Source organism: Stenotrophomonas mori, from assembly GCF_023556335.1.
In the GTDB taxonomy this organism is placed as follows: domain Bacteria; phylum Pseudomonadota; class Gammaproteobacteria; order Xanthomonadales; family Xanthomonadaceae; genus Stenotrophomonas; species Stenotrophomonas mori.
Genome location: NZ_JAIKTS010000001.1, coordinates 460,145 through 485,693 on the forward strand (window position 1 = coordinate 460,145; position 25,549 = coordinate 485,693).

The 25,549-nt window shown below is 69.9% G+C and carries 20 protein-coding genes, 1 tRNA gene and 1 pseudogene; 16 read left to right on the forward strand and 6 right to left on the reverse strand.

Features of this window, described 5'->3' with window-relative positions:
- The first annotated feature begins 336 nt into the window (after positions 1 to 336).
- The 4 genes from rplU (at position 337) to obgE (ending at position 2,908) form a co-directional block, all read left to right on the forward strand.
- Entirely contained in the window at positions 337 to 645 is a 309-nt protein-coding gene (gene rplU, locus K5L01_RS02010; protein ID WP_250061470.1) for a 50S ribosomal protein L21, read from the forward strand.
- A gap of 18 nt (positions 646 to 663) precedes the next feature.
- Entirely contained in the window at positions 664 to 924 is a 261-nt protein-coding gene (gene rpmA / locus K5L01_RS02015) for a 50S ribosomal protein L27 (RefSeq protein WP_250061472.1), read from the forward strand.
- Positions 925 to 1,005: 81 nt separating this feature from the next.
- On the forward strand, positions 1,006 to 1,848 hold the full coding sequence (locus tag K5L01_RS02020; RefSeq protein ID WP_250061475.1) for a hypothetical protein: 843 nt from the start codon (positions 1,006 to 1,008) through the stop codon (positions 1,846 to 1,848).
- A complete protein-coding gene (gene obgE, locus K5L01_RS02025) occupies positions 1,835 to 2,908 on the forward strand; it encodes a GTPase ObgE (RefSeq protein WP_250061477.1) in 1,074 nt (357 codons plus the stop codon). Before K5L01_RS02020 ends, obgE begins: the two co-directional genes overlap by 14 nt.
- Before the next feature lie 231 nt (positions 2,909 to 3,139).
- On the opposite strand, the gene rpsT is transcribed toward obgE, so the two are convergent.
- Positions 3,140 to 3,409, reverse strand: a complete 270-nt coding sequence (gene rpsT / locus K5L01_RS02030) for a 30S ribosomal protein S20 (RefSeq protein ID WP_250061479.1) — start codon at positions 3,407 to 3,409, stop codon at positions 3,140 to 3,142.
- Between the two features lie 100 nt (positions 3,410 to 3,509).
- Between rpsT and murJ the strand changes: the two genes are divergently transcribed.
- The 11 genes and pseudogenes from murJ to radA all read left to right on the forward strand — a co-directional run bounded on the left by murJ (position 3,510) and on the right by radA (position 17,060).
- Positions 3,510 to 5,138: a murein biosynthesis integral membrane protein MurJ gene (gene murJ / locus K5L01_RS02035; protein WP_272494029.1), complete on the forward strand. Its 1,629-nt coding sequence runs from the start codon at positions 3,510 to 3,512 to the stop codon at positions 5,136 to 5,138.
- Between the two features lie 83 nt (positions 5,139 to 5,221).
- Positions 5,222 to 6,140 (forward strand): annotated as a pseudogene (locus tag K5L01_RS02040) (bifunctional riboflavin kinase/FAD synthetase); the annotation flags it as partial.
- A 128-nt stretch (positions 6,141 to 6,268) separates the two neighbouring features.
- A complete protein-coding gene (ileS, locus tag K5L01_RS02045) occupies positions 6,269 to 9,100 on the forward strand; it encodes an isoleucine--tRNA ligase (protein ID WP_250061483.1) in 2,832 nt (943 codons plus the stop codon).
- Between the two features lie 84 nt (positions 9,101 to 9,184).
- Positions 9,185 to 9,706 (forward strand): signal peptidase II, encoded by a 522-nt coding sequence (gene lspA / locus K5L01_RS02050; RefSeq protein ID WP_250061484.1) that lies wholly within the window; start codon positions 9,185 to 9,187, stop codon positions 9,704 to 9,706.
- 59 nt (positions 9,707 to 9,765) lie between these two features.
- A complete protein-coding gene (gene ispH / locus K5L01_RS02055) occupies positions 9,766 to 10,716 on the forward strand; it encodes a 4-hydroxy-3-methylbut-2-enyl diphosphate reductase (protein WP_250061485.1) in 951 nt (316 codons plus the stop codon).
- A 35-nt stretch (positions 10,717 to 10,751) separates the two neighbouring features.
- A tRNA-Thr gene (locus tag K5L01_RS02060) sits at positions 10,752 to 10,827 on the forward strand.
- Positions 10,828 to 11,518: 691 nt separating this feature from the next.
- On the forward strand, positions 11,519 to 12,574 hold the full coding sequence (cyoA, locus tag K5L01_RS02065) for a ubiquinol oxidase subunit II (protein ID WP_250061486.1): 1,056 nt from the start codon (positions 11,519 to 11,521) through the stop codon (positions 12,572 to 12,574).
- A 2-nt stretch (positions 12,575 to 12,576) separates the two neighbouring features.
- A complete protein-coding gene (gene cyoB / locus K5L01_RS02070; protein ID WP_250061487.1) occupies positions 12,577 to 14,574 on the forward strand; it encodes a cytochrome o ubiquinol oxidase subunit I in 1,998 nt (665 codons plus the stop codon).
- Positions 14,571 to 15,203: a cytochrome o ubiquinol oxidase subunit III gene (gene cyoC / locus K5L01_RS02075; RefSeq protein WP_250061488.1), complete on the forward strand. Its 633-nt coding sequence runs from the start codon at positions 14,571 to 14,573 to the stop codon at positions 15,201 to 15,203. The genes cyoB and cyoC overlap by 4 nt, the downstream gene beginning before the upstream one ends.
- Entirely contained in the window at positions 15,203 to 15,541 is a 339-nt protein-coding gene (gene cyoD, locus K5L01_RS02080; RefSeq protein WP_250061489.1) for a cytochrome o ubiquinol oxidase subunit IV, read from the forward strand. The genes cyoC and cyoD overlap by 1 nt, the downstream gene beginning before the upstream one ends.
- Before the next feature lie 142 nt (positions 15,542 to 15,683).
- A complete protein-coding gene (gene radA, locus K5L01_RS02085) occupies positions 15,684 to 17,060 on the forward strand; it encodes a DNA repair protein RadA (RefSeq protein ID WP_250061490.1) in 1,377 nt (458 codons plus the stop codon).
- A gap of 85 nt (positions 17,061 to 17,145) precedes the next feature.
- On the opposite strand, the gene K5L01_RS02090 is transcribed toward radA, so the two are convergent.
- From K5L01_RS02090 to K5L01_RS02100, 3 genes are read right to left on the reverse strand one after another with little or no spacing between them, the layout of a single operon-like run.
- Complete coding sequence (locus K5L01_RS02090; protein ID WP_250061492.1) at positions 17,146 to 17,712, reverse strand: YceI family protein; 567 nt, start codon at positions 17,710 to 17,712, stop codon at positions 17,146 to 17,148.
- Complete coding sequence (locus K5L01_RS02095) at positions 17,709 to 18,287, reverse strand: cytochrome b (protein WP_250061494.1); 579 nt, start codon at positions 18,285 to 18,287, stop codon at positions 17,709 to 17,711. The genes K5L01_RS02090 and K5L01_RS02095 overlap by 4 nt, the downstream gene beginning before the upstream one ends.
- A complete protein-coding gene (locus K5L01_RS02100; protein WP_425603809.1) occupies positions 18,284 to 19,033 on the reverse strand; it encodes a YceI family protein in 750 nt (249 codons plus the stop codon). Before K5L01_RS02100 ends, K5L01_RS02095 begins: the two co-directional genes overlap by 4 nt.
- A gap of 220 nt (positions 19,034 to 19,253) precedes the next feature.
- Here K5L01_RS02100 and K5L01_RS02105 point away from each other — a divergent pair, with 220 nt between their 5' ends.
- On the forward strand, positions 19,254 to 22,832 hold the full coding sequence (locus tag K5L01_RS02105; RefSeq protein ID WP_250061498.1) for a hybrid sensor histidine kinase/response regulator: 3,579 nt from the start codon (positions 19,254 to 19,256) through the stop codon (positions 22,830 to 22,832).
- Here K5L01_RS02105 and mdtD read toward each other — a convergent pair whose 3' ends face one another.
- Entirely contained in the window at positions 22,833 to 24,260 is a 1,428-nt protein-coding gene (gene mdtD, locus K5L01_RS02110; protein ID WP_250061501.1) for a multidrug transporter subunit MdtD, read from the reverse strand. It abuts the gene before it with no gap.
- 141 nt (positions 24,261 to 24,401) lie between these two features.
- Positions 24,402 to 25,475, reverse strand: a complete 1,074-nt coding sequence (gene hemE, locus K5L01_RS02115; RefSeq protein ID WP_250061503.1) for a uroporphyrinogen decarboxylase — start codon at positions 25,473 to 25,475, stop codon at positions 24,402 to 24,404.
- Positions 25,476 to 25,549 lie beyond the last annotated feature (74 nt).

Sequence of the window (25,549 nt, forward strand, 5' to 3'; positions counted from 1 at the left end):
CGGGCATGGCCGTCAGGGCCCGCGCGGGGCGGGAGCCGCACCGGAAGCGTGCGTTGCGGACGCGGCGGGAGAAGCTCCGGGGCGGGCGCGACAGGGACATGGGCATGTTCTTGGCCGGCGGCAGTCGATCAGCCTAACGGCCTTGTGATTTGGGGGCAATCGCGGCCATTGCCAGCGATCCGCGGGGCGTTCGGGGGCTGCGCAGGCCTTTGTTCAGGCAGGGTTTTCCCGGCCGGGGGCGGCTTGACCCGAAACTCCCTGTCCCGTTAAAATCCCGCTCCTGTCCGCCCTCGATGGCGGCACAGCGACCACAATAACTACAGAGGAAGTCTGGTCATGTATGCAGTTCTGGTAACCGGCGGTAAGCAGTACCGCGTCGCGCAGGGGGAAACCCTCCGCGTTGAGAAGCTCGAAGCCGAAGCCGGCAGCGAGATCACGTTCGACACCGTCCTGATGCTCGGCGATGCCGACGGCATCAAGATCGGCGATGCCCTGAAGGGCGCTTCGGTGACCGCCAAGGTCGTGGCCCACGGCCGCGCCGACAAGGTGCGGATCATCAAGTTCCGCCGGCGCAAGCACCACATGAAGCGCCAGGGTCACCGCCAGTACTACACCGAAATCGAAATCACCGGCATCGCCGGCTAATCCCAAGGAGAATCCGTCATGGCACATAAAAAGGGCGTAGGCTCCTCGCGTAACGGCCGCGATTCCAACCCGAAGTACCTGGGCGTCAAGATCTTCGGCGGCCAGGCCATCGAAGCCGGCAACATCATCGTGCGTCAGCGCGGCACCCAGTTCCATCCGGGCGCCGGCGTCGGCCTGGGTCGCGACCACACGCTGTTCGCGCTGGTCGACGGCAAGGTCGAGTTCTCGGTGAAGGGCGCCAAGAAGCGTCGCACCGTGAGCGTCGTCGCGGACGTCTGATCGCCGCACGTGCAGGCACCCCAGCTCCGGCGCGGGTGCCGCCGACGAAAGCCCCGCTTCGGCGGGGCTTGTCGTTTCCAGGTGGTCCACGGTTTTGCGAACGGGCAGGGGGCAGGGATGGTGATCCGTTGTTGGGCTGCGGCCCTGCTGTCCGGCCTGCTGGCCTGCGCCGGATGCGCGGCCGATATTCCCAGCGACCGCGCCACCCTGACGGTCGCCGGGCCCTTGGCATCATTGCAGGCCGAGACCCTGACGCTTCCGCCGGGTTCGCCGCAGCTGCCTGCCCTGCTGGCCGATCCGGCGGGCTGGCAGCCGGAGCCTGCCGTCGAAGGCGTCGAGCGCAGCCATTCCCGCGGCGATTTCGATGCCGATGGCTGGCTGCGCACCACGGTCTTCAGCTGGGATCGCAGTGGCGGCTGGGAAGTGCACATGGCATACGGCGAGGGCAGGCGCCCACCGCCGGCCACGGTGCGGATATGGATGCAGGCGCCGCAAGGCAGCGGGCAGCCGGACTGGCCGATGGGCGAGGGCACGGTCCGCTATGCTGGCGCCACGCGCACCCTGAGCTATAAAGGCCGACGTCTCGGCGTCGAAGGCCGCGAAGACTTTGAAAGAAGCTTGGCCCTTGGCCCGTCCAACTGGGTCGAGCTGGAAGAGTCCACCAGCATCGCGCCGGACGGTGCCAAGGTCCGCAGGCGCCGCCAGGTCATGGCGCGCGACGCCCAGGGGCGTCCGGTGGACGATGTGGAACTGCTGGAAGGTGCGGAATACCGCGTCTCCAACCATTACTTCCTGCCCGACGGGCGGGACAATCCCCGCCGCATCGTGCGCCTGTACCGCGCCGCCGGCGCGGCGCAGGAAGCGCCGGTGCTGCGGGCCGAAGTGATTCTGAGAACCTTGCGATACCAAGATGAAACTCGTTGATGAAGCCGAAATCTCTGTAATCGCCGGCGACGGCGGCAATGGCTGCGTCGGCTTCCGCCGCGAGAAGTTCATTCCGCTCGGTGGCCCCGACGGCGGCGATGGCGGCGATGGCGGCAGCGTCTGGCTGCGCGCCGACGAAAACCTGAACACCCTGGTGGACTTCCGCCACGAGCGCATCTTCAAGGCGCGCCGTGGCGAGAACGGCATGGGCCGGCAGATGTACGGCAAGGCCGGCGACGACCTGGTCGTCACCGTTCCGGTCGGCACCGTGGTGATGAACGTGGACACCGACGAGGTGATCGGCGACCTGACCCGCCACGGCGAACGCCTGCTGGTGGCGAAGGGTGGCAAGGGCGGCCTGGGCAACATGCACTTCAAGAGCTCGACCAACCGTGCGCCGCGGCAGGCGCTGCCGGGCGAAGAGGGCGAGCAGCGGCTGTTGAAGCTGGAGCTGAAACTGTTGGCCGACGTCGGCCTGCTGGGCTTCCCGAACGCCGGCAAGAGCACCCTGGTCCGTGCGGTCTCGGCGGCGACGCCGAAGGTCGCCGACTACCCGTTCACCACGCTGTACCCGAACCTGGGCGTGGTGAAGGTGGAGAACTACCGCAGCTTCGTCATCGCCGACATCCCCGGCCTGATCGAAGGGGCCGCCGATGGCGCCGGCCTGGGCGCGCAGTTCCTGCGCCACCTGCAGCGTACCCGCCTGCTGCTGCACCTGGTGGACCTTTCGCCCGCGTTCGAGGGCGGCGGCGAGGCGGTGACCGATGCGCCGTCGCCGGTCGAACAGGTGCGGGCACTGGAGCATGAGCTCGGCAAGCACGACCCGGCTCTGCTGCAGAAGCCGCGCTGGCTGGTGCTGAACAAGGCCGACCTGATGTTCGAGGAAGAGGCCGGGGCGGCGGCCGAGCAGGTGGTCGCGGCGCTGGGCTGGACCCAGCCGTGGTACCTGGTGTCGGCGCTGGGCCGCGAGGGCACCTGGCCGATCATGAAGGACATCATGGCCTTCTTCGACCAGCAGAAACTGCGGGAAGCTGAAGAGCGCGACGCGCAGGGCGGCTGAGTTTCCCGCCCCCGCAGACGGAAGCGCCGCTTTCCCGATGGGAAGCGGCGTTTTTTTGTACGCGGCCATGCCGGGCGGCCGGGCAGGGGGGTTCCCGGCGGCGCAGGGGCGGGTGAGGGCTGGCCGGCGCCGTCCTGCGGAAAGCGCCGCGGGCAACGGGCGGGCAACAAAAAGCCCGGCGTGGGCCGGGCTTTTCCTGCCGGGAACCTGGCGGTTCCTGGGGCTGCCGGATCAGGCGGCCTTGAGCGCCTTGATGCGGGCGGTCAGGCGGCTCTTGTGGCGGGCGGCCTTGTTCTTGTGGATCAGGCCACGGGCGCTGAAACGGTCGAGGATCGGCTGGGCGACAGCGAAGGCCGCCTCGGCGCCGCTGGCGTCATTGGCGTCCAGGGCCTTGATCACCTTCTTGACGGCGGTGCGCAGCATCGAGCGCTGAGCCGTGTTGCGTGCATTGCGCACAACGGTCTGCTTGGCGCGCTTCTGGGCGGACTTGATATTGGCCACGGTGGTGGTTTCCTGAAAATCGGTATGGTGGGAACAGCAAGCACGGAAGTATGATGGGCGGAAGAATGAACGTCAAGTCGGGTTGTCAAGGGGAAATGCGTTGAGCGGCCGGTTGCTGAAATCCACGGCGGTGTTCAGCGCCATGACCTTCCTGTCGCGCATCAGTGGCCTGGTGCGCGACCAGGTGTACGCCCAGGTGTTCGGTGCGAGTGCGGCGATGGATGCGTTCGTGGTCGCATTCAGGATTCCCAACTTCCTGCGCCGGCTGTCCGCCGAGGGTTCGTTCTCGATGGCCTTCGTCCCGGTGCTGGCCGAGTACAAGGCGAAAGGCGACGCGGCGGCGGTCAAGGCGCTGGTCGACCGGGTCGCCGGGGCGCTGATCGCGGCGCTGCTGGTGGTGACGGGGCTGGCGCTGGTGCTCGCGCCCTGGGTGATGCGGGTGTTCGCGCCGGGCTTCGCGCCGGGCAGCGAACAGGCCGAACTGGCCACCCTGATGCTGCAGATCACCTTTCCCTATGCGCTGTTCATCTCGTTGGCGGCGTTGGCCGGCGGCATCCTGAACAGCTACCAGCGCTTCGCCATTCCGGCGCTGTCGCCGATCCTGCTCAACCTGTCGATGATCGCCGCGGCATTGTGCCTGGCGCCGCGGATGCGCGGCTGGGGCTATGAGCCGGTACTGGCGCTGGCCTGGGGCGTATTCGCCGCGGGCATCCTGCAGCTGGCGTTCCAGCTGCCGTCGCTGGCGCGGCTGGGACTGCTGCCGCGGCCGCGGCTGGACCTCGCCCACGCCGGGGTGCGCAAGATCCTGCGGTTGATGGTGCCGACCCTGTTCGGCTCCTCGGTGGCGCAGGTGAACCTGCTGTTCAACACCCTGGCCGCGTCGCTGCTGATGGGCGGCAGCGTGACCTGGCTGTACTACAGCGACCGGCTGCTGGAGTTCCCGCTGGGCATGTTCGGGGTGGCGATCGGCACCGTCATCCTGCCGCACCTGTCCGGCCGGCATGCCGCCGAGGATGCGCAGGGCTACTCGCGGAGCCTGGACTGGGGGTTCCGGCTGTGCCTGCTGATCGGGGTCCCGGCCTGCCTGGGGCTGATCCTGTGCGCGCAGCCGCTGCTGGCCACGCTGTTCCAGTACGGCCGCTTCTCCGAGCTGGACACCCGCATGAGCAGCCTCAGCCTGGTCGCCCAGGCCACCGCGGTGCCGGCGTTCCTGCTGGTGAAGGTGCTGGCCCCGGCCTTCTATTCGCGGCAGGACACGCGCACCCCGGTCAAGGCCGCGCTGGCCTCGATCGCGATCAACATCGCCTGCGCGGCCGCGCTGTTCGCGGCGCTGCTGTGGCTCACGCCGACCGGTCGCGCGGCGCTGGCGGCGGCCGACGGGCGCTGGCTGGCGGCCCTGAAGGACGTGGAGGGCGCGCATGCGCTGCTGGCGCTGGCGATCGCGGTGGCCGGCTGGGCCAATGCCCTGCAGCTGTGGGGGTACCTGCGCCGGGCGCGGGTGTACCGCCTGCAGCCGGGGTGGGGACGGTTCCTGCGCCAGCTGCTGGTGGCCAGCCTGGCCATGGCCGCGGCCGTGCTGGCGCTGCGGCTGCAGTGGGCCGACTGGACCCCCTGGAGCTGGCTGGAACGTGGCTGGCGCCTGGGCGTGCTGGTGGGCGCCGGCGCCGGCGCCTATGCCGCCGGCCTGCTGCTGATGGGCTACCGCCCGCGCGAGCTGCGCGGCCAGTAGGGCGGTTGCGGCGCGGGCGCCGCTATACTGGCCCGCTACATACGACAGAACCGGCGCCTGGGCGCCGGATCGACCCGGGTTGAATGAGCAGGCTGTTTAGAGACGTCGAAGGCGGGGTGCTGTTCCCGCAGGGAAGCGTGGTCTGCATCGGTGCTTTCGATGGCCTGCACAGGGGCCACCGGACGCTGGTGCGGCACGCGGTCGCGCGCGCGCGCGCCGTGGGCGTGCCCGCGGTGGCGCTGGCGTTCGAGCCGCTGCCGCGCGAGTTCTTCGCCCGGGGGGCCCCGCCGCCGCGGCTGATGCTGGCGCGCGACAAGGTGGCCTCGCTGCGCGGGCTCGGCATCGACAGTGTCGGCCTGCTGCGCTTCGACGCGAAGATGGCCGCCATCACCGCCGCCGATTTCGTGCGCGACATGCTGGTGCGGCGCCTGGGCGTGCGCGAAGTGTGGATCGGCCCGGGGTTCCATTTCGGCAACCGCCGCGGGGGCGACCTGGCGTTGCTGCAGGCGATGGGGGCGGAGCTGGGCTTCGGCGCCGGCGAGATCGCGCCGGTGCACCTGGACGGCGAGCGTATTTCCAGCACCCGTATCCGCGAGCTGCTGGTGGCCGGCGAGTTCGCCCATGCGGGCGAGCTGCTGGGGCGGCCGTACGCGATCGGCGGGCGGGTCGTGCGCGGGCGCCAGCTGGGGCGGACCCTGGGGTTCCCGACGGCCAACCTGCGCTTTCCCAAAACCCCGGCGCTGTCGGGCATCTACGCGACCCGGGTGCACGGGGTCGCCGAGCAGCCCTGGCCCTCGGTGTCGAGTTTCGGCACGCGCCCGACCGTGCAGGGCGTGGAGCCGCTGCTGGAGGCGCACCTGTTCGATTTCCAGGGCGACCTGTACGGCCGTCATATCGAGGTCGAGTTCGTCGCCAAGCTGCGCGACGAGGAAAAATTCGACAGCCTGGACGCCCTGACCGAGCAGATGCAGCGCGATGCGCAGCAGGCGCGCCGGATCCTCGGCGACGGCGCGAACCCTTGCGGCAGCCCGCACCTCTCCCGTACAGGGAACGGTGCTGGAACGCCGCCGCAACAGCCCGCACAGCCCTGTGCGGACTCTTCAACTACAGCCGCGCAACGGTAAATGCCCGTGACCCAAGACTACAAAGCCACCCTCCACCTGCCGGCGACGGATTTCCCGATGCGCGGCGACCTGCCCAAGCGCGAGCCGGGCATCCTGGCGCGTTGGGAAGAGCAGGGCATCTATGCGCAGCTGCGCGAGAACGCCAAGGGCCGGCCGCTGTTCGTGCTGCACGACGGGCCGCCCTATGCCAATGGCCAGATCCACCTGGGCCATGCGGTCAACAAGATCCTCAAGGACATCATCGTCAAGTCGCGCTACCTGGACGGTTTCGACGCGCCGTACGTGCCCGGCTGGGACTGCCATGGCCTGCCGATCGAGATCGCGGTGGAGAAGAAGTGGGGCAAGGTCGGTACCAAGCTCGATGCCGGTCAGTTCCGCCAGAAGTGCCGCGAATACGCCGAGGAGCAGATCGAGATCCAGCGCCGCGACTTCAAGCGCCTGGGCGTGGTCGGCGACTGGGACAACCCGTACAAGACGCTGAGCTTCGACTTCGAGGCCAACGAGATCCGCGCGCTGTCGCGGATCGTCGCCAACGGCCACCTGGTGCGCGGCGCCAAGCCGGTGCACTGGTGCTTCGACTGCGGCTCGGCCCTGGCCGAGGCCGAGATCGAGTACCAGGACAAGACCTCGCCGGCGATCGACGTGGCCTATGCCGCGCGTGATTCCCGGGCGCTGGCGGCGAGCTTTGGCGTGGACCTGCCGGCCGGCGTGGAAGTGGCGGTGCCGATCTGGACCACCACGCCGTGGACGCTGCCGGCCTCGCTGGCGGTGTCGCTCGGCGCGGACATCGATTACGCCCTGGTCGAGGGCCCGGCCCACAACGGCCAGCCGCGCTGGCTGGTGCTGGCCGCGACGCTGGCCGAGCGCGCGCTGTCGCGCTACGGCATCGGCGAGGTGGTGGTGCACGGCCACGCCAAGGGGGCGGCGCTGGAGAACCAGCGGCTGGCGCACCCGTTCTATCCCGAGCGCGACCTGCCGCTGCTCAACGGCGGGCATGTGTCCGACGCCGACGGCACCGGCGCGGTGCATACCGCGCCCGGCCATGGCCAGGAGGACTTCGCGGTCAGCCAGCAGTACGGCGTGATGGACGCCTACAACGCGGGCCAGATCAACCCGGTCGACGGCCGTGGCGTCTACCTGCCCTCCACGCCGCCGGCCGGCGAGGCGGTGTTGGCCGGCGTGCACCTGTGGAAGGCGCAGCCGCTGATCGTCGAGGTGTTGCGCGGCAGCGGTGCGCTGCTGGCGTTCGCCGAGATCCAGCACAGCTACCCGCACTGCTGGCGGCACAAGACGCCGGTGGTGTTCCGTGCCACCCCGCAATGGTTCATCTCGATGGACAAGGCCAACCTGCGCAGCGATGCGCTGGCCGCCATCGACACCGTGGGCTGGTTCCCGGCCTGGGGCAAGGCGCGCATCGCCAGCATGGTGGAAGGGCGTCCGGACTGGACGATCTCGCGCCAGCGCACCTGGGGCGTGCCGATCGCGCTGTTCATGCACCGCGAGACCGGTGAGCCGCACCCGCGCAGCGTCGAGCTGATGCTGCAGGTGGCCGACCGCGTGGAGGCCGACGGCATCGATGCCTGGTATGCGCTGGATGCCGGCGAACTGCTGGGCGAGGACGCCGCGCAGTACGAGAAGGTCACCGACATCCTCGATGTCTGGTTCGACTCCGGCGTCACCCACGAGGGCGTGCTGCGCGCGCGCGGCTTCGGCAAGCCGGCCGACCTGTACCTGGAAGGCTCGGACCAGCACCGCGGCTGGTTCCAGTCCTCGCTGCTGACCGGGGTGGCGATAGACCGTGCGGCGCCGTACAAGCAGTGCCTGACCCATGGCTTCACCGTGGACGAGCACGGCCGCAAGATGTCCAAGTCGCTGGGCAACGGCATCGAGCCGCAGGAGATCATGCGCACCCTGGGCGCGGACATCCTGCGCCTGTGGATCGCCTCGGCCGACTACAGCAACGAGATGTCGCTGTCGCAGGAGATCCTCAAGCGCAATGCCGACGCCTACCGCCGCCTGCGCAACACCGCGCGCTTCCTGCTCGGCAACCTGGACGGCTTCGATCCGGTCCAGCACCTGCGTCCGCTGGAGGACATGGTGGCCCTGGACCGCTGGATCGTGCACCGCGCGCATGAGCTGCAGGAGAAGATCAAGGCCGCCTATGCCGAATACGACATGGCCGAGATCGTGCAGCTGCTGCTGAACTTCTGCAGCGTCGACCTGGGGTCGCTGTACCTGGACGTGACCAAGGACCGCCTGTACACGATGCCGGCCGACTCGCGCGGGCGGCGTTCGGCGCAGAGTGCCATGTACCGCATCGTCGAGGCCTTCGTGCGCTGGATCGCCCCGATCCTGACCTTCACCGCCGACGAGCTGTGGGGCTACCTGCCGGGCGCGCGCGCCGACAACGTGCTGTTCACCACCTGGTACGACGGGCTGGCGCCGCTGCCGGATGACGCGCAGCTGTCGGCCGCCGATTTCGACCAGCTGCTGGCGCTGCGCGAGCAGGTCGCCAAGGTGCTGGAGCCGATGCGGACCAACGGCGCCATCGGCGCCGCGCTGGAAGCGGAGATCACGGTCGCGGCCAGTGCCGAGCAGGCGGCCAGCTGGCAGCCGCTGGCCGACGAGCTGCGTTTCTTCTTCATCAGTGGCGATGTCAGCGTGCGACCGGCGACCACCGACGAGGTGTTCGTCAGCGCGCAGCCGACCGACAAGGCCAAGTGCGTGCGCTGCTGGCACCACCGCGCCGACGTGGGCAGCCACCCGGCCCATCCGCAGCTGTGCGGCCGCTGCGCCGGCAACGTCGACGGCCCGGGCGAAGACCGCCGCTGGTTCTGAGCAACCGGCGCCGCTTGCCTGCGCGTGCACGCGGGCGGCGCCATCATCGGGCCTCCCGCGGCCCGCACACCGGAAGTCCCGTCCATGCAAACCCCCGCCATCAAACCCAATGCCCTGGTCTGGCTGCTGCTCTCGGCCGCGATCATCGGGCTGGACCAGTGGAGCAAGGCCTGGGTGCTGTCGAGCCTGCCCGAGTTCACGCAGGTGCCGGTGATCGACGGCGTCTGGAACTGGTATCGCACCTACAACACCGGCGCCGCGTTCAGCTTCCTCAGCGACGCCGGCGGCTGGCAGCGCTGGTTCTTCACCGTGCTGGCGCTGGGCATCAGCGGCTTGATGGGCCATTGGCTGTCGCGCACCGCGCGCGGCAACTGGCGCGCCGCGCTGCCCTACGCGCTGGTGATCGGCGGCGCCCTGGGCAATGTCATCGACCGCCAGCTGCACGGCCACGTGATCGATTTCATCCAATGGTACGTCGGCGACCATTATTGGCCGGCATTCAACCTGGCCGACTCGGCGATCGTCGCCGGCGCCGTCGGCATCGCCCTGGGCGGCCTGTTCGACGGCAAGGGCAAGCGGCGGCCGGATGCCGTGGACGGGCCTTGAGTCCGGCCCGGTTCATCCACCATTCCCTGTTCCCCACGAGGGTCCTCTAGAATCCCCGCATGGACGTACTGCTCGCCAATCCCCGTGGTTTCTGCGCTGGTGTCGACCGCGCCATCGAGATCGTCAAGCGCGCGATCGAGACGCTCGGCGCCCCGATCTACGTACGCCACGAGGTGGTGCACAACCGCTTCGTGGTCGACGACCTGAAGCAGCGCGGCGCGATCTTCGTCGAAGAACTGGACGAGGTGCCCGACGGCAACACGGTCATCTTCAGCGCCCACGGCGTCTCGCAGGCCGTGCGCGACGAGGCCGGGCGGCGCGGGCTCAAGGTGTTCGACGCGACCTGTCCGCTGGTGACCAAGGTGCATTTCGAGGTGGCGCGCCATTGCCGCGCCGGCCGCGACGTGGTGCTGATCGGCCACGAAGGCCACCCCGAGGTCGAAGGCACCATGGGGCAGTGGCGCAGCGAGGCCGGCGCCGGTGCGATCTACCTGGTCGAGGACGAGCAGGACGTCGCGGCGCTGGCGGTCGGGCAGCCGGACAACCTGGCCTACACCACCCAGACCACGCTCTCGGTGGACGACACCCTGAGCGTGATCGCCGCGCTGCGGCGCAAGTTCCCGGCGATCCAGGGGCCGAAGAACGACGACATCTGCTACGCCACCCAGAACCGCCAGGATGCGGTGCGCGAGCTCGCCCAGCGCTGCGACCTGGTGCTGGTGGTCGGTTCGCCGAACAGTTCCAACTCCAACCGCCTGGCCGAACTCGCGCGGCGCGAGGGCGTGGAGTCCTATCTGATCGATGGTGCGCACGAGATCGACCCGGGCTGGATCGCCGGCAAGCGGCACATCGGCCTGACCGCCGGCGCGTCCGCGCCGCAGGTGCTGGTGGACGGCGTCCTTGACCGCCTGCGCGAACTGGGTGCCGGCCGTGTCGGTGAACTGGACGGCGAGCCGGAGTCGATGGTGTTCGCGCTGCCCAAGGAGCTGCGCCTGCGTCTGGTCGATTGACCCCTGTCGCGGCCGGCCCTACAATCCGCCGCTCCGCCGGAATAGCTCAGTTGGTAGAGCGGCGCATTCGTAATGCGTAGGTCGTAGGTTCGATTCCTATTTCCGGCACCAGCATCAGAAGAAAGGCCGGACGTCCGCGTCCGGCCTTTTCTTTTTCCGCCACGCCGCCGTCCGTTTCGGGCGGCCTGCGGGAGTGGCTGGAAACAGCGGGCGTGGCCGGGCAGATTCCGCGCTGGACAAGAAGGCAAGGGCCGCCGCACAGGGAGGCGGGCCGGTGCGACGTTCCGTCGGCGGTCTGCAACGCGCCACCGTCGCTGCACAGGGCTCGCCACGGGCGGCCGCCGCGATGGCACCTGCCGTCGTGTGCGAGGGCCCGGTCGATGGTGCCGGACAGCGCTCGTTCGGCCGCGGTCGAGCGCGGCCGTGGCCGTTGCGGCGCGCCGGAACAGGCGGTGCGCGCGGGCGTCCCGCGCCGATGGCAGGGGTGCCGGCGATCTCCACGTCACCGCCGCCGGGTGAGCGCGCACGCTGGCCGGCCGGCCGCGGCAGGGCGCTTCACGCACCTGAAGGGGCGCGCAGGCGGAGCGGGTGCGACAACATGTCGCACGAGGAAAGCCCCAAACGCTGTGTGGAATCCTTGTCAATGCCTTTCTAAAGCGTTGGACGGCGCCTAGAATTACGGTGCTGAATCCAGCATTCCCGTAGGCGTGCACCCCGGTGGGCAATCCCCGGTGGCCGTTCACGCAGCGCAACAGCGTGCGGGAAGCCGGAGCAGGCGCCCCCTCGCAATTGGATCGACTCGATGATTCCGTTGAAATCGCTTGGACGCTGGCTGCGTCCGGGATTGCTGTTTGTATTCGCCGCGCTGCTGGCTGGTTGCGACGCGGCCATCTTCAACCCCAAGGGCCAGATCGGCCATGACGAGAAGACGCTGCTGATCACCGCCACGGTGCTGATGCTGCTGGTCGTCGTGCCGGTGATCATCATGACCCTGGTGTTCGCCTGGCGGTACCGCGCCTCCAACACCAAGGCCCGCTACGAGCCGAAGTGGGCGCACTCCACCGCGATCGAAGTGGTGGTGTGGTCGATCCCCTGCATGATCGTGCTGGTGCTGGCGGTGCTGACCTGGCGCTCCTCGCATGCGCTGGATCCCTACCGGCCGCTGGAGTCGGAGCACAAGGGCGTGACCATCGAGGCGATCTCGCTCGACTGGAAGTGGCTGTTCGTCTACCCGGAAGAGAACGTGGCCGTGGTCAACGAGCTGGTGTTCCCGGTCGATGCGCCGCTGAACTTCAAGCTGACCTCGGACACGGTGATGAATGCGTTCTTCATCCCGAGCCTGGGCAGCATGATCTATTCGATGGCGGGCATGGAGACCAAGCTGCACCTGATCGCCAACGAGGCGGGCGTGTTCGAGGGCATGTCCTCGCACTACAGCGGCGCGGGCTTCAACAAGATGCACTTCAGCGCGCACGCGGTCTCCGACGAGGAGTACCAGCAGTGGCTGGGCAAGGTGCGGGCTGAGGCCCGGGTGATGGACAAGGCCGCGTTCGCCGAGCTGGGCGCGCAGAAGAACCACGACTGGTTCCCGGTCACCTACTACGGCAATGCCGAAGCCGGCCTGTTCGACTGGCTGGTCGCGCGCCACATGGGCGACAACCACCACTTCGGCATGAAGCATGGCCCGCGCATGGCGCACGGCGAGGACGGCCACGCCGGCCACGACGCCGCCGGCGGCCATGAAGGGCACGACGCCCCCGCACACGCTGCCGACGACACGGATGCCGCGCCGCACGCCGAACACAACGCAGACGAGCCCGCCGCCGCCCATGCCGGCCACGGCGCCTCGGGAGAATGACAATGTTGGGAAAACTGTCGCTTGACGCGATTCCACACGACCCGATCATCACGACCACGCTGATCGTCGCGGGTCTGGGTGGCCTGGCGGTGCTGGGCCTGATCACCAAGGCCCGGCTCTGGGGATACCTGTGGAAGGAATGGTTCACCTCGGTGGACCACAAGAAGATCGGCGCGATGTACCTCATCGTCGCCTTCGTGATGCTGCTGCGCGGCTTCGCCGACGCGATCATGATGCGCATGCAGCAGGCGGTCGCTGCCGGCGGCGCGGAGGGCTACCTGCCACCGCACCACTACGACCAGATCTTCACCGCCCACGGCGTGATCATGATCTTCTTCGTGGCCATGCCGTTGATCACCGGCCTGATGAACCTGGTGGTTCCGCTGCAGATCGGTGCCCGCGACGTGGCCTTCCCGTTCCTGAACTCGCTCAGCTTCTGGCTGTTCGTGTCGGGCGCGGGCCTGGTCATGATCTCGCTGGGCCTGGGCGAGTTCGCGCAGACCGGCTGGCTGGCGTTCCCGCCGCTGTCCGGGCTCGAGTACAGTCCCGGCGTCGGCGTGGACTACTACATATGGGGACTGCAGGTCTCCGGCCTGGGCACCACGCTGAGCGGCATCAACTTCCTGGTGACGATCATGAAGCTGCGGACCCCGGGCATGCCGCTGATGAAGATGCCGGTGTTCACCTGGACCGCGCTGGTCACCAACGTGCTGATCATCGCCGCCTTCCCGGTGCTGACCGTCACCCTGGTGCTGCTGACCCTGGACCGCTACCTGGGCATGCACTTCTTCACCAACGACGCCGGCGGCAACGCCATGCTGTACATCAACCTGATCTGGATCTGGGGCCACCCGGAGGTCTACATCCTGGTGATGCCGGCATTCGGCGTGTTCTCCGAAGTCATCGCCACGTTCTCGCGCAAGACCCTGTTCGGCTACAAGGGCATGGTCTACGCCACCGCGGCGATCGGCGTGCTGTCGTTCCTGGTGTGGCTGCACCACTTCTTCACCATGGGCTCGGGTGCCAACGTCAATGCCTTCTTCGGCATCACGACGATGATCATCTCGATCCCCACCGGCGTGAAGATCTTCAACTGGCTGTTCACGATGTTCCGTGGCCGCGTGCACTTCACCTCGCCGGTGCTGTGGACGATCGGCTTCATGATCACCTTCACCATCGGCGGCATGACCGGCGTGATGCTGGCGATCCCGGCCATCGACTTCGTGCTGCACAACTCGCTGTTCCTGATCGCCCACTTCCACAACACCATCATCGGTGCCGTGGTGTTCGGCATGATGGCCGGCATCACCTACTGGTTCCCGAAGATGTTCGGCTTCAAGCTGGACGAGACTTGGGGCAAGCGCGCGTTCTGGTGCTGGTTCATCGGCTTCTATGTCGCCTTCATGCCGCTGTACGTGCTGGGCTTCATGGGCGTGACCCGTCGCCTGCAGAGCTATCCGAACGCCGACTACCAGCCGTACTTCGTGGTCGCGATGATCGGTGCGTTCATCATCGGCGCCGGCATCCTGTGCCAGCTCATCCAGCTCGTGGTCTCGATCCGCGACCGCAAGAAGAACGCGGACCTGACCGGCGACCCGTGGGACGCCCGTACCCTGGAGTGGGAGACCGCTTCGCCGGTGCAGTTCTACAACTTCGCCGTCTCGCCCAAGGGCGAGGAGCTGGACGACTTCTGGGAGCGCAAGCAGCGCGGTGAAGCCTGGGCGCGGCCGGCCAAGTACAGCGACATCCACATGCCGCGCAACACCGGCACCGGCGTGGTGATCGGCGCCTTCAGCCTGATCGGCGGCTTCGCGATGATCTGGCACATCTGGTGGCTGGCCATCGTCGGCCTGGTCGGCATGATCGGCACCTTCATCTACCGCACCTTCGACAAGGACGTGGACTACTGGGTGCCGGCCGCCGAAGTGGAGCGCATCGAAAACGAACACCACCGCCACCTGGAAGCACAGGGGCTGGTGAAGAGCGAGGTGAAGGCATGAGTACGACCGCCCCCACGATGAACCCCGGTCACGCCGCGCCCGCGGCGGACCACGACCACGAGCACCACCACGACGCCGGCGAAGGCACCGTCTTCGGTTTCTGGGTGTACCTGATGAGCGATCTGCTCATCTTCGCCTCGCTGTTCGCCACCTATGTGGTGCTGGCCGGCGGCACCAACGGCGGTCCCGGCGCCAAGGAGCTGTTCGACCTGAAGTTCGTCGCCGGCGAAACCGCGCTGCTGCTGGTGTCGTCGCTGACCTTCGGGCTGGGCATGATCGCCCTGCACCAGAAGAAGGTCGGGCAGATGTTCGCCTGGCTGGGCATCACCTGGCTGCTGGGCCTGGGCTTCATGATCATGGAGATCTGGGAGTTCAACCACCTGGTGCACCAGGGCTACGGCCCTGACCACAGCGCCTTCCTGTCGGCGTTCTTCGCCCTGGTCGGCACCCACGGCCTGCACGTCAGTGCCGGCATGCTGTGGCTGCTGGTGATGTTCATCCAGCTCAAGCAGAACGGACTGACCCAGACCAACAAGACCCGCATGGCGTGCCTGAGCCTGTTCTGGCACTTCCTGGACCTGGTCTGGATCGGCGTGTTCTCTGTCGTCTACCTGACTGGAGCCCTGTGATGTCCGCACACGACAACCAAGCGCACAGTGCCGGCGGCGAGAGCCACGGCAGCGTCAAGTCCTACCTCACCGGCTTCGTGCTGGCCGCGTTGCTGACCATCATCCCGTTCTGGGCGGTGATGAGCGGCGCGCTGCCGTCGGCCTTCGCCACCGGGATGGTGATCCTGGTCACCGGCGTGCTGCAGCTGCTGGTCCACCTGGTGTTCTTCCTGCACCTGGACCGTTCCTCGGCGGCGCGCTGGAACGTCAACGCCGGCCTGTTCACCCTGGTGGTGATCGGCATCATCGTGGCCGGCACGCTGTGGGTCATGTGGAACATGAACTACCACATGATGTGATCCGCGGCATCGCCGTGCGCGTTGGAAAGGCCGCCTCCGGGCGGCCTTTTCCATTGCCGCGGACGTGGACCGGCGGCGGCCGGTTGCAGGTCCTGCGACCGGCCGCGGGTATCCTGTGCGGCGATCCACCAGGGAAATGCCGATGGCGAAGAATCGCACCGCCTACGTCTGCAGCGAATGCGGCGCCGAATACAGCAAGTGGCAGGGCCAGTGCAGCGAATGCGGGGTCTGGAACGTGCTGGGGCAGGTCGTGCTGGAGAGCGCGGCCGCGGCCAAGGCGCCGGCGGCCCGCCGCAGCGGCTGGGCCGGCAAGGCCGAAGCGCCGACGATCACCGCGCTCAAGGACGTGCGGCAGAGCGAACACGCGCGGGTGTCCACCGGCATCGGCGAGTTCGACCGGGTGCTGGGCGGCGGTCTGGTCGAGGGCGCGGTGGTGCTGGTCGGCGGCGACCCGGGCATCGGCAAGTCCACCCTGCTGCTGCAGGCGGTGGCGAAGATGGCCGGCACCCTGCCGGTGCTCTATGTCACCGGCGAGGAGTCGCTGGCGCAGGTCGCCGGCCGCGCGGTGCGCCTGGAGCTGCCGCTGGAGGGCGTCAATGCGCTGGCCGAGACCGGCATCGAGCTGATCCTGCGGCAGGCCGTGGCCGCGCGCCCGAAGCTGATCGTCGCCGACTCGGTACAGACGCTGTGGACCGAGAGCCTGACCGCGGCGCCGGGGTCGGTCAGCCAGGTGCGCGAGAGCGCGGCACGGCTGGTGCGCTTCGCCAAGGAGACCGGCACCGCGGTGTTCCTGGTCGGCCATGTCACCAAAGAGGGCGGCATCGCCGGCCCGCGGGTGCTCGAGCACATGGTCGATGCGGTGCTGTATTTCGAGGGCGAGAGCGGCAGCCGCTTCCGCGTGCTGCGCGCGTTCAAGAACCGCTTTGGCGCGGTCAACGAGCTGGGGGTGTTCGCGATGGGCGAAAAGGGCCTGAGGGAAGTGCCCAACCCGTCGGCGATCTTCCTGTCTGGGGGCAGCACCCGCCAGCCCGGCAGCTGTGTCATGGTCACCCGCGAAGGCACCCGGCCGCTGCTGGTGGAAGTGCAGGCGCTGGTGGACGCCTCGCCGCTGTCCAACCCGCGCCGGGTGGCGGTGGGCCTGGAGCAGAACCGGCTGGCGATGCTGCTGGCGGTCCTGCACCGGCACGGGGGGGTGATGGTCGGCGACCAGGACGTGTTCATCAACGTGGTGGGCGGCATCCGCGTGCAGGAGACCGCGGTGGACCTGCCGGTGCTGCTGGCGGTGCTGTCCTCGCTGCAGGACCGGCCGCTGGCGGAGAAGACCCTGGCCTTCGGCGAGGTCGGCCTGTCCGGCGAGATCCGTCCGGTGCCGAACGGCGAGGAGCGGCTGCGCGAGGCCGCGACCCACGGCTTCAAGCGGGCCATCGTGCCGCGGGCCAATGCGCCCAAGAGCGGCAGCATCAAGGGCCTGGAGGTGATCGCGGTCGAGCGCCTGGCCGACGCGATCGAGGCCGCCTGAGCCCGCCACGCGGACCGGGCAGCCTGGCGGCGTCCGCGCGCCCGCATGCGCCAGCGCCGCCGCCGGCGGGCGCCCGGAGCGGATCTCAACGGGCGCGGAGCACGACCTTGGTGCTGATCGCGGTTTCGTTGGGGATGGTGCGGGTGTCGCTCCAGTCGCCGCCGCCGACGCCGAAGTCCAGCCGCATCACCGTGGCCTTGCCGGTCAGGACCGGCTGCGCGCCGGGGGTCCAGGTGAAGGTCAGGGTGACCGGCTTGCTGACGCCGCGCAGTTCCAGGGTGCCGTCGGCGGCGTACTGGTTGTCGCCGACCGCACGGAAGCCGGTGGCGGTGTAGCGGGCCTGCGCGAAGCGGGCGACGTTGAAGAAATCCGCCCCCTGCAGGGTCGAGTCGCGGTCGCCGTTGCCGCTGCGGGCGCCGGCCAGCGGGATGGTGACGTCCAGCGAACCGGCGGCCGGATCGGCCGGGTCGAAGCTCACGCGGGTCTGGAAGCCGGGAAACGTGCCGGTGAAGATCTCGCCGTCGTACTTGGTGGCGAACACCAGGATCGAGCCGGGCGCCTGTTCGTAGTCCGCGGCCAGGGCCGGGGCGGTGGCGATCAGGCCGGCCAGGGCGGCCGCGACCGCGGCCGGGGTGGTGAGTTTGATGGTCATGCGGACTCCTTCTGTGGAGGGGCGAGCCAGCCGCGCGGCAGCATGCGTGCGAGGGTGGCGTCGCGCTGGTGGAGGTGGTGGTAGAACGCGGCGGCGGCGTGGGCCAGCACGGCGAGGATCAGCAGCCAGAAGCCCCATTCGTGCACGCCGTGGGCGAGCTGCGCGAGCAGGTCGTCGGGGGCGCTGAGCTTGGGCATCTCCAGCAGTCCGAACAGCCTGAACGGACGCAGGCCGCTGGCCGAGTCGTACAGCCAGCCGGACAGGGGCAGGGCGAACATCAGCAGGTACAGCAGCACATGGGTGGCGGTGGCGATGCGCCGCTGCCAGCCGGGAGTGCCCGGCAGCGGCCGCGGGGCGCCGGCATACAGCCGCCACACCACGCGCAGCGCGACCAGTATCAGCACGCTGATGCCCAGCGACTTGTGCGTGGTGTAGACCCAGAAGTACTTCGGGGTCCTGGGCAGCTCGCCCATGGTCAGCCCGACGATGCCCAGCAGCAGGATCAGCAGGGCGATCAGCCAGTGCAGGCCGGTGCTGACGCCGCCCCAGCGGTCGGGAGGATTCTTCAGGCTCATGGGCGTGGTTCCGGTTCTGGAGAGGGGGCCAGGGCTGCCTCGACGGCGGCGGCCGCGGCCGCCTCGACATCCTCGGTGCCGGCATCGGTACCGGCGGGCAGCCCGCCGGTGGCTGCCGGCGGAAGGGCGCGCGCATCGCGTACCGCTTCGGCCTCGATGCGCAGTTCCACGCGGTCGCCGATGACCGACGACCAGGCGTCGATGCCGAAGTCGGAACGGTTCAGGGTGGCGCTGGCGGAGAAGCCGGCGGTGTGCCGGAACGGCGGCAGGGGGTGGCGCTTGAGCGCGTTCAGGCGGGTGTCGAGCACCACCTCGCGGCTGACGCCGCGCAGGGTCAGCAGGCCATGGACGCGGGCGTGGTCGGGCGCGATGGGTTCCACGCGGGTGGACACGAAGCGGGCCTGCGGGTGGCGGCGGCCATCGAGCAGGTTGCGGGCCAGGGCCGCGCGGTTCCAGCCGGCCTCGCCCAGTTCCAGCCGGTCGAGCGGGACAAGGACGTCCAGGCGGGCGCTGCGCCAGTCGTCCGGGTCGAACTCCAGCAGTCCCTCGCTGCCGGCGATGGTGCCCAGCGCCTGCGAAAACCCGGCATGGTCGATCGCGAACAGTACCCGGGTGTGCACCGGGTCCAGGCGGTAGCGCTCGCTGGCCGGCGCGGTCAGCGGGATCAGGCAGGCGAGCAGCAGGGCGGCGGGACGGCGGAAAGGCAAGCGGCGGCTCCTGGACGGACAAGGGGATTCTAGGCGCATGCCGGGGGCGGGTTGTCACCGGCGGCTGCAATGGATCGTTGTGATGCCGCTCCCAATTCGATCCGCCGCATGCCGGGGTTTGCCGTAATTGCGACGCGCGGAGGGTGGAAAGACCGCACCGGTTCGGCCGTACGGCGGTGCGGATGCTATTTTGCCGGGAGTACGGGTGTGGGCGAGTGAAGCGGTGGAAGAGGGGGGACGAGGAAGTGCAGCGGCCGGCGTGGGAACGCGTGCCGGCGGTCGTGGCTCCACCGGCGCCGCGCACCGGCTCGGGCGGGCGGCGCTGCTGCTGCTCCTGGCGCTCTGCGGTTCGGCGGTCCAGGCCGAGGTGCCGGTCGCCCCGCAGCCGCGGCGGCTGGGCGTGGCCGATGGCCTGCCGTCGGCCAACATCAATGCGTTCGCCGAAGACCGGACCGGCTACCTGTGGCTGGCCAGCCGCGATGGCCTGGCACGCTTCGACGGACGCAGCCACCGCATCTGGCGCGCCGAGGACGGCATCCGCGACAACCTGCTGTGGAGCCTGCACGTCGATGCCCGCAACCAGCTGTGGTTCGGCACCCAGAGTGCGGGCCTGGGGGTGTTGTCGGCCGACCGCCGCAGCATCCGCTTCTTCAACCGCAAGAGCCACCCGGAAATCGGCAGCAACACGGTATGGAGCATCGCCTCCACCCCTGACGGCAGCGTCTGGTTCGGCACCCCGACCGCCGGGCTGCACCGCCTGGCCAGCGATGGCAGCATCCAGCGGTTCATGCCCGAGCCGGGCCGCGCGGACAGCCTTCCGTCGGCCGCGGTCGCCTTCCTGGCGGTGACCGCCGACGGCGTGCTGTGGGTCGGCACCAAGGGCGGGCTGGCGCGCTGGACCGGCCACGGTTTCCAGCGCGAAGGCGAGGACGTGCTGCCGAGCACGCGGATCAACGGCCTCAAGGTCGACCGCCAGCAGCGGCTGTGGATCGGCACCACCGACGGCGTGGTGGTGCGCCGGCGCGACGGCCGTTTCGTGTCCGCAGGCTGGCCCGGGCTGGCCGCCGGCGATGCCCTGGGTCTGCTGGCCTATGCCGGCGGCGGCGACTACTGGCTGGATACGCGCGACGGTCTGGGCTACAGCCGCCGTGGCGGAGCGGTGCGCAACGTGCCGCTCTACAGCGCCCAGGAGCGCGGGCTGGTGAAGCCGAACTGGAATGCCGCCCACGAAGACCGCGATGGCGGGCTGTGGTTCGCCAGCACTAACGCCGGGCTCTGGCACCTGCCACCGAGCTGGCGCCAGTTCTCGGTGTTGACGCGGCACCTGGACGACCCGGCATCGCTGCGCAACCCGTATGCGCTGGCCCTGGCGGCCTCCTCCTCGGGCGGCCTCTGGGTGGTGGGCACGCGTGGTGCGCTGGACCGCCTGGACCCGGCGACCGGCGCGGTGGAGCACCACCTGCAGCCGATCGCCGACATCGCCTGGCCGCAGTCGGTGGCCGAGGATGCCCGCGGCCGGGTATGGATCGGCAGCCTGGACACCCTGGTGCGCTACGACCCGCGCGACCGCAGCGTGCGCCGCTGGCACCGCGACGATGCCGAGGATGCGGCGCTGGCCGGCGACGGCGACATCGTGCGCTTCTGCGACGGTGGCCGGGTATGGGTGTATTCGGAAGACGCCGGACTGCAGCAGCGCGATGGCGAGGGCCGGGTGCTGCGGCAGATCGCGCCCGGGCAGGCCGGCCTGCCCAGCGTGGGCATCGAGGACATGCAGTGTGGGCCGCAGGACCGGCTGTGGATCTCCGGCGCCGCCGGCCTTGCCGGCTGGGATCCGGGCGCCGCCCGCCTGCGGCCGGTGCCGGGCGGGCCGGAGGACCCGGTCTATGCCTTCAGCGTGGACGCCGGGGGTGCGGTCTGGACCGCCGGCCAGGGGCATGTCGAGCGCTACCGCTGGAAGGGCGGGCGGCTGGTGAGCGAGGTCCGCATCGGCGGCGACCACGGCTTCCCGGTACTGGCGCCGGGCGGGCTGGTGGTGGACGACCACGGCCTGCTCTGGGCCAGCGCCGCGCGCGGATTGATACGGGTGGACCCGGCCAGCCATTCGGTGCGCCTGTACGGCGTGCACGACGGCCTGCCGGACCAGGAGTTCCGGCGCCGCAGCCTGGTGCGGGCACGCGACGGGCAGGTGGCCGGCGGTACCCCGGAAGGCGTGGTGCTGTTCGACCCGGCGCAGGTCCGGCCGCCGCCGCGCAAGCCGCCGCTGGTGATCGAGCGGATGAGCGTGCGGCGCGGCGACGACGCGATCGAGCTCAGCCCCGGCACCGCCCTGCAGCTGCGCGACAGCGACCGCGACCTGCAGGTGGTCGCGCGGCTGCTGGCCTTCGCCGACCCCACCAACAACGCCTACCGCTTCCGCCTGGCCGGCTACGACCTGGACTGGGTGGATGCCGGTGCCAGCGGCGAGCGGGTGTTCGCGCGGCTGGCACCGGGCAGCTATACGCTGCAGGTGCAGGGTAGCGTGCCCGGCGGAGGCTGGATCGCGGCGCCGCCGTTGCAGATCGAGGTGGCGCCGGCCTGGTGGCGCGGCGGCTGGGCCAAGGCCGGCTACGGGGTCGCCGCGGTGCTGGCGCTGGGCGGGCTGGTGCTGGCCTACCGTGCGCGCCTGCGCCGACGCAGCGAGTGGCAGCTGACCGAACAGCGGCGGGCGCTGGCCGAGCAGTCGTCGATGGCCAAGACCCGCTTCCTGGCCACCTTCGGCCATGAGGTGCGCACGCCGATGACCGGCGTGCTGGGCATGACCGAGCTGCTGCTGGATACCCCGCTGGACAGCGCGCAGCGGCGCTACGCCAATTCGATCCAGCAGGCCGGCACCCACCTGCTGCAGCTGGTCAACGATTCGCTGGACCTGGCCCGCATCGAGGCCGGCCGGCTGGAACTGGACAGCCAGGCCTTCGAGCTGGCCCCGCTGCTGGAGGAGACCGCCGCGTTGATCGCGCCGGTGGTCAACAAGCGCGGGCTGATGTTCGTGCACGAGCGGCGGTTGCCGATGCCGGTGCTGGTCACCGGCGATGCCATGCGCCTGCGGCAGATCCTGATGAACCTGCTGGGCAACGCGGTGAAATTCACCGAGCACGGCCAGGTCGGCATGGGCGTGGAGCTGCTGCCGGAGGGGCGCGGCATCCGCCTGCAGGTCAGCGACACCGGCCCGGGCATCCGTCCGGAGCAGCAGGCGCGCCTGTTCCGGCGCTTCGAGCAGGCCGAGGGCGTGCACACCACCTCGCGCTACGGCGGCAGCGGCCTGGGCCTGGCGATCTGCCAGGAGCTGGCGGTCGCCATGGGCGGACGCATCCGGGTGGCCAGCCGGCTGGGGGCCGGTGCGCGCTTCATCGTCGAGCTGCCGCTGCCGTGGCGGGCACTGGACGATGGCCGGCGGCGGGCACCGCCGGCCGCCGGGAGCGGCCCGGACGGCAGCCTGCGGATCCTGCTGGTGGAGGACGACCTGACCGTCGCCGACGTGATCGCCGGCCTGCTGCGCGCCCGCGGGCACCAGGTGGTGCACGCGCTGCACGGGCTGGCCGCGCTGGCCGAGGTCACCGCCTGGACGTTCGACGTGGGCCTGCTGGACCTGGACCTGCCGGGGCTGGACGGCATGGCGCTGGCGACGCAGCTGCGCGGGCAGGGCCACCGCTTCGCGCTGGTGGCGGTCACCGCACGCACGGATCCCGCCGCGGAACTGCAGGCGCGCGCGGCCGGTTTCGACGGTTTCCTGCGCAAGCCGGTGACCGGCGACATGCTGGTGGCGGCGATCGGCGCGGCCTGGCGGCCGGCGCCGCGCTGATCACTCGGCGACTTCCTCCACCGCCCGCGGGTGCGGGCGGTTCTCGGGCAGCTGCCAGAACACCAGGGTCGAGCTGAGGGTGATCGCGCCGACGCAGACGAATGTCGCGTGCAGCGCGGCGGTGGCACCGTCGCCGTGGGCGCCGAGGTGGTTGCCGAAAGCCGACAGCAGGCTGCCGGCGGTGGCCGCGCCGAAGCCGGTGGCCAGCATCATCACCATCGACAGCAGGCTGTTGCCGCTGCTGGCCTGGTCCATGTCCAGGTCGCGCAGGGTGACGGTGTTCATCACCGTGAACTGCATCGAGTTGACCGCGCCGAACAGCGCCAGCTGTAGCAGCCGCAGCGGCAGCGGCTGGTGTGCGGTGACGAACACGAAGCTGGCCATGGCCAGGCCGACGCAGACGGTGTTGACCATCAGCGTGCGCCGGTAGCCGAAGCGTTCCACCAGCAGCACCGCCAGGCGCTTGGCGGCCATGCCGGCCAGCGCCACCGGGATCATCATCATGCCGGCGGCCATCGGGCTCATGCCCAGGCCGACCTGCAGCAGCAGCGGGATCAACAGCGGCATCGCCCCGCTGCCGATGCGCGAGAACAGGTTGCCGAGGATGCCGATGCGGTAGCTGCCGACCTGGAACAGGCTCAGCGGGAACAGCGCGTCGGCACGGCCGGCGGCATGCAGCCAGTAACCCGCCAGCGCGGCGACCCCGATCACCGCCAGCAGCAGCGCCAGCGCATGCGCCGAGTCGAAGCCGGAGGCGCCGTCCAGCGCCAGCGAGAGCGCGATCATGCCGAAGGCCAGCATCAGGTAGCCGGCCAGGTCGAAACGCTGCCGGCGCAGGCCATAGTGGTCGGGCATGATGCGCATCGCCGCGCCCAGCCCGATCAACCCGATCGGCAGGTTGATCAGGAAGATCCAGTGCCAGGACGCGGCCTCCACCAGCCAGCCGCCCAGGGTCGGCCCGAGCAGCGGGCCGATCAGCGCCGGGATCGCGATGAAGCTCATCGCCGACAGGAACTGCGCGCGCGGCACCGAGCGCATCACCGCCAGCCGCCCGACCGGCAGCAGCATGGCGCCGCCGATGCCCTGCAGCACGCGCGCGGCCACCAGCCAGCGCAGCGTGGGCGACAGTGCGCAGGCCAGCGAGCCGAGCGTGAACAGCACGATCGCGGCGAGGAAGGTGCGGCGGGTGCCGAAGCGGTCGGCGATCCAGCCCGAGGCGGGGATGAAGCTGGCCACCGCCAGGGCGTAGCTGAACACCACCGACTGCATCTGCAGCGGGCTTTCGCCCAGGCTGCGGGCCATTGCCGGCAGCGCGGTGTTGACGATGGTCGAATCCAGCATCTGCATGAAGATCGCCAGCGACACCAGCCACAGCAGGGGCTTGTGCGGGCTGCCGGCGGGCAGCGGACTGGAAACCGGAGCGGACATCGGGACGCGGACTCGCAGAGGAAAGGGGCATTGTCCGCCCCGGGGTGTGCAGGCGCCGCGCAGGACCGTGGGCGGGCGGGCCGGCGATGCCGGCCCGGCGCGGCGGTGGTCCCGCGCCGGACCGGGCGCGGGATGCCGGGATCAGCGGCGGCTGAGGCGGTGCACGGCGTCCACCAGCACGGCAACGTGGTCGGGATTCATGTCCGGCGACATGCCGTGGCCGAGGTTGAACACGTGGCCCTCGCGCGAGCCGCCATTGCCGGCGGCATAGCTGTCCAGCACCTTGCCCACCTCGGTGGTGATCGCCTCGGGGGTGCCGTAGAGCGTGGTCGGGTCCAGGTTGCCCTGCAGCGCCACCCGGCCGCCGCCGGCGCGCACGGCCTCTTCCAGCGCGATGGTCCAGTCCACGCCCACGCCCTCGGTGCCGGTGGCGGCCAGCTCGGCCACATAGGGGCCGTTGCCCCTGCCGAACAGGATCAGCGGCGTGCGCTGCGCGCCCTCGCCACGCTCCAGTTCACGGGCGATGCGCGACAGGTAGGGCAGCGAGAACTCGCGGTACATCGCCGGCGACAGCACCCCGCCCCAGGTGTCGAACACCTGCAGGGCCTGGGCGCCGGCCGCGCGCTGCGCCGCCAGGTAGGCGACCACCGCGTCGGTCACCACCTCCAGCAGCCGGTGCAGTGCCTGCGGCGCGTTCAGCGCCATCGCCTTGATGCGCGCATAGTCCTTGCTGCCGCCGCCCTCGACCATGTAGCAGGCCAGCGTCCACGGGCTGCCGGAAAAACCGATCAGCGGCACCTTGCCGTCCAGTTCGCGGCGGATCAGCCGCACCGCGTCCATGACATAGCCCAGCTCGGTCTCCATGTCCGGAACCGCCAGCTGCGCGACCGCGGCGGCGTCGCGGATCGGGCGCTGGAACTTGGGGCCCTCGCCATCGACGAAATACAGCCCCAGGCCCATCGCATCGGGCACGGTGAGGATGTCGGAGAACAGGATGGCGGCATCCAGGTCGAACCGGGCCAGCGGCTGCAGGGTCACCTCGCAGGCGACCTCCGGATTCTTGGCCATTCCCAGGAAGCTCCCGGCGCGGGCGCGGGTGGCGCGGTACTCCGGCAGGTAGCGGCCGGCCTGGCGCATCAGCCAGACGGGCGTGCAGTCCACCGGCTCGCGGCGCAGGGCACGCAGGAAACGGTCGTTGCGGAGGGGGCTGGTCACGGAAGACTCCTTGGAACGTGGCCGGAGGGCCGGGGCGGCACGGAAAGCGGGGGGCGCGCGGTCGGCCGGCCCGG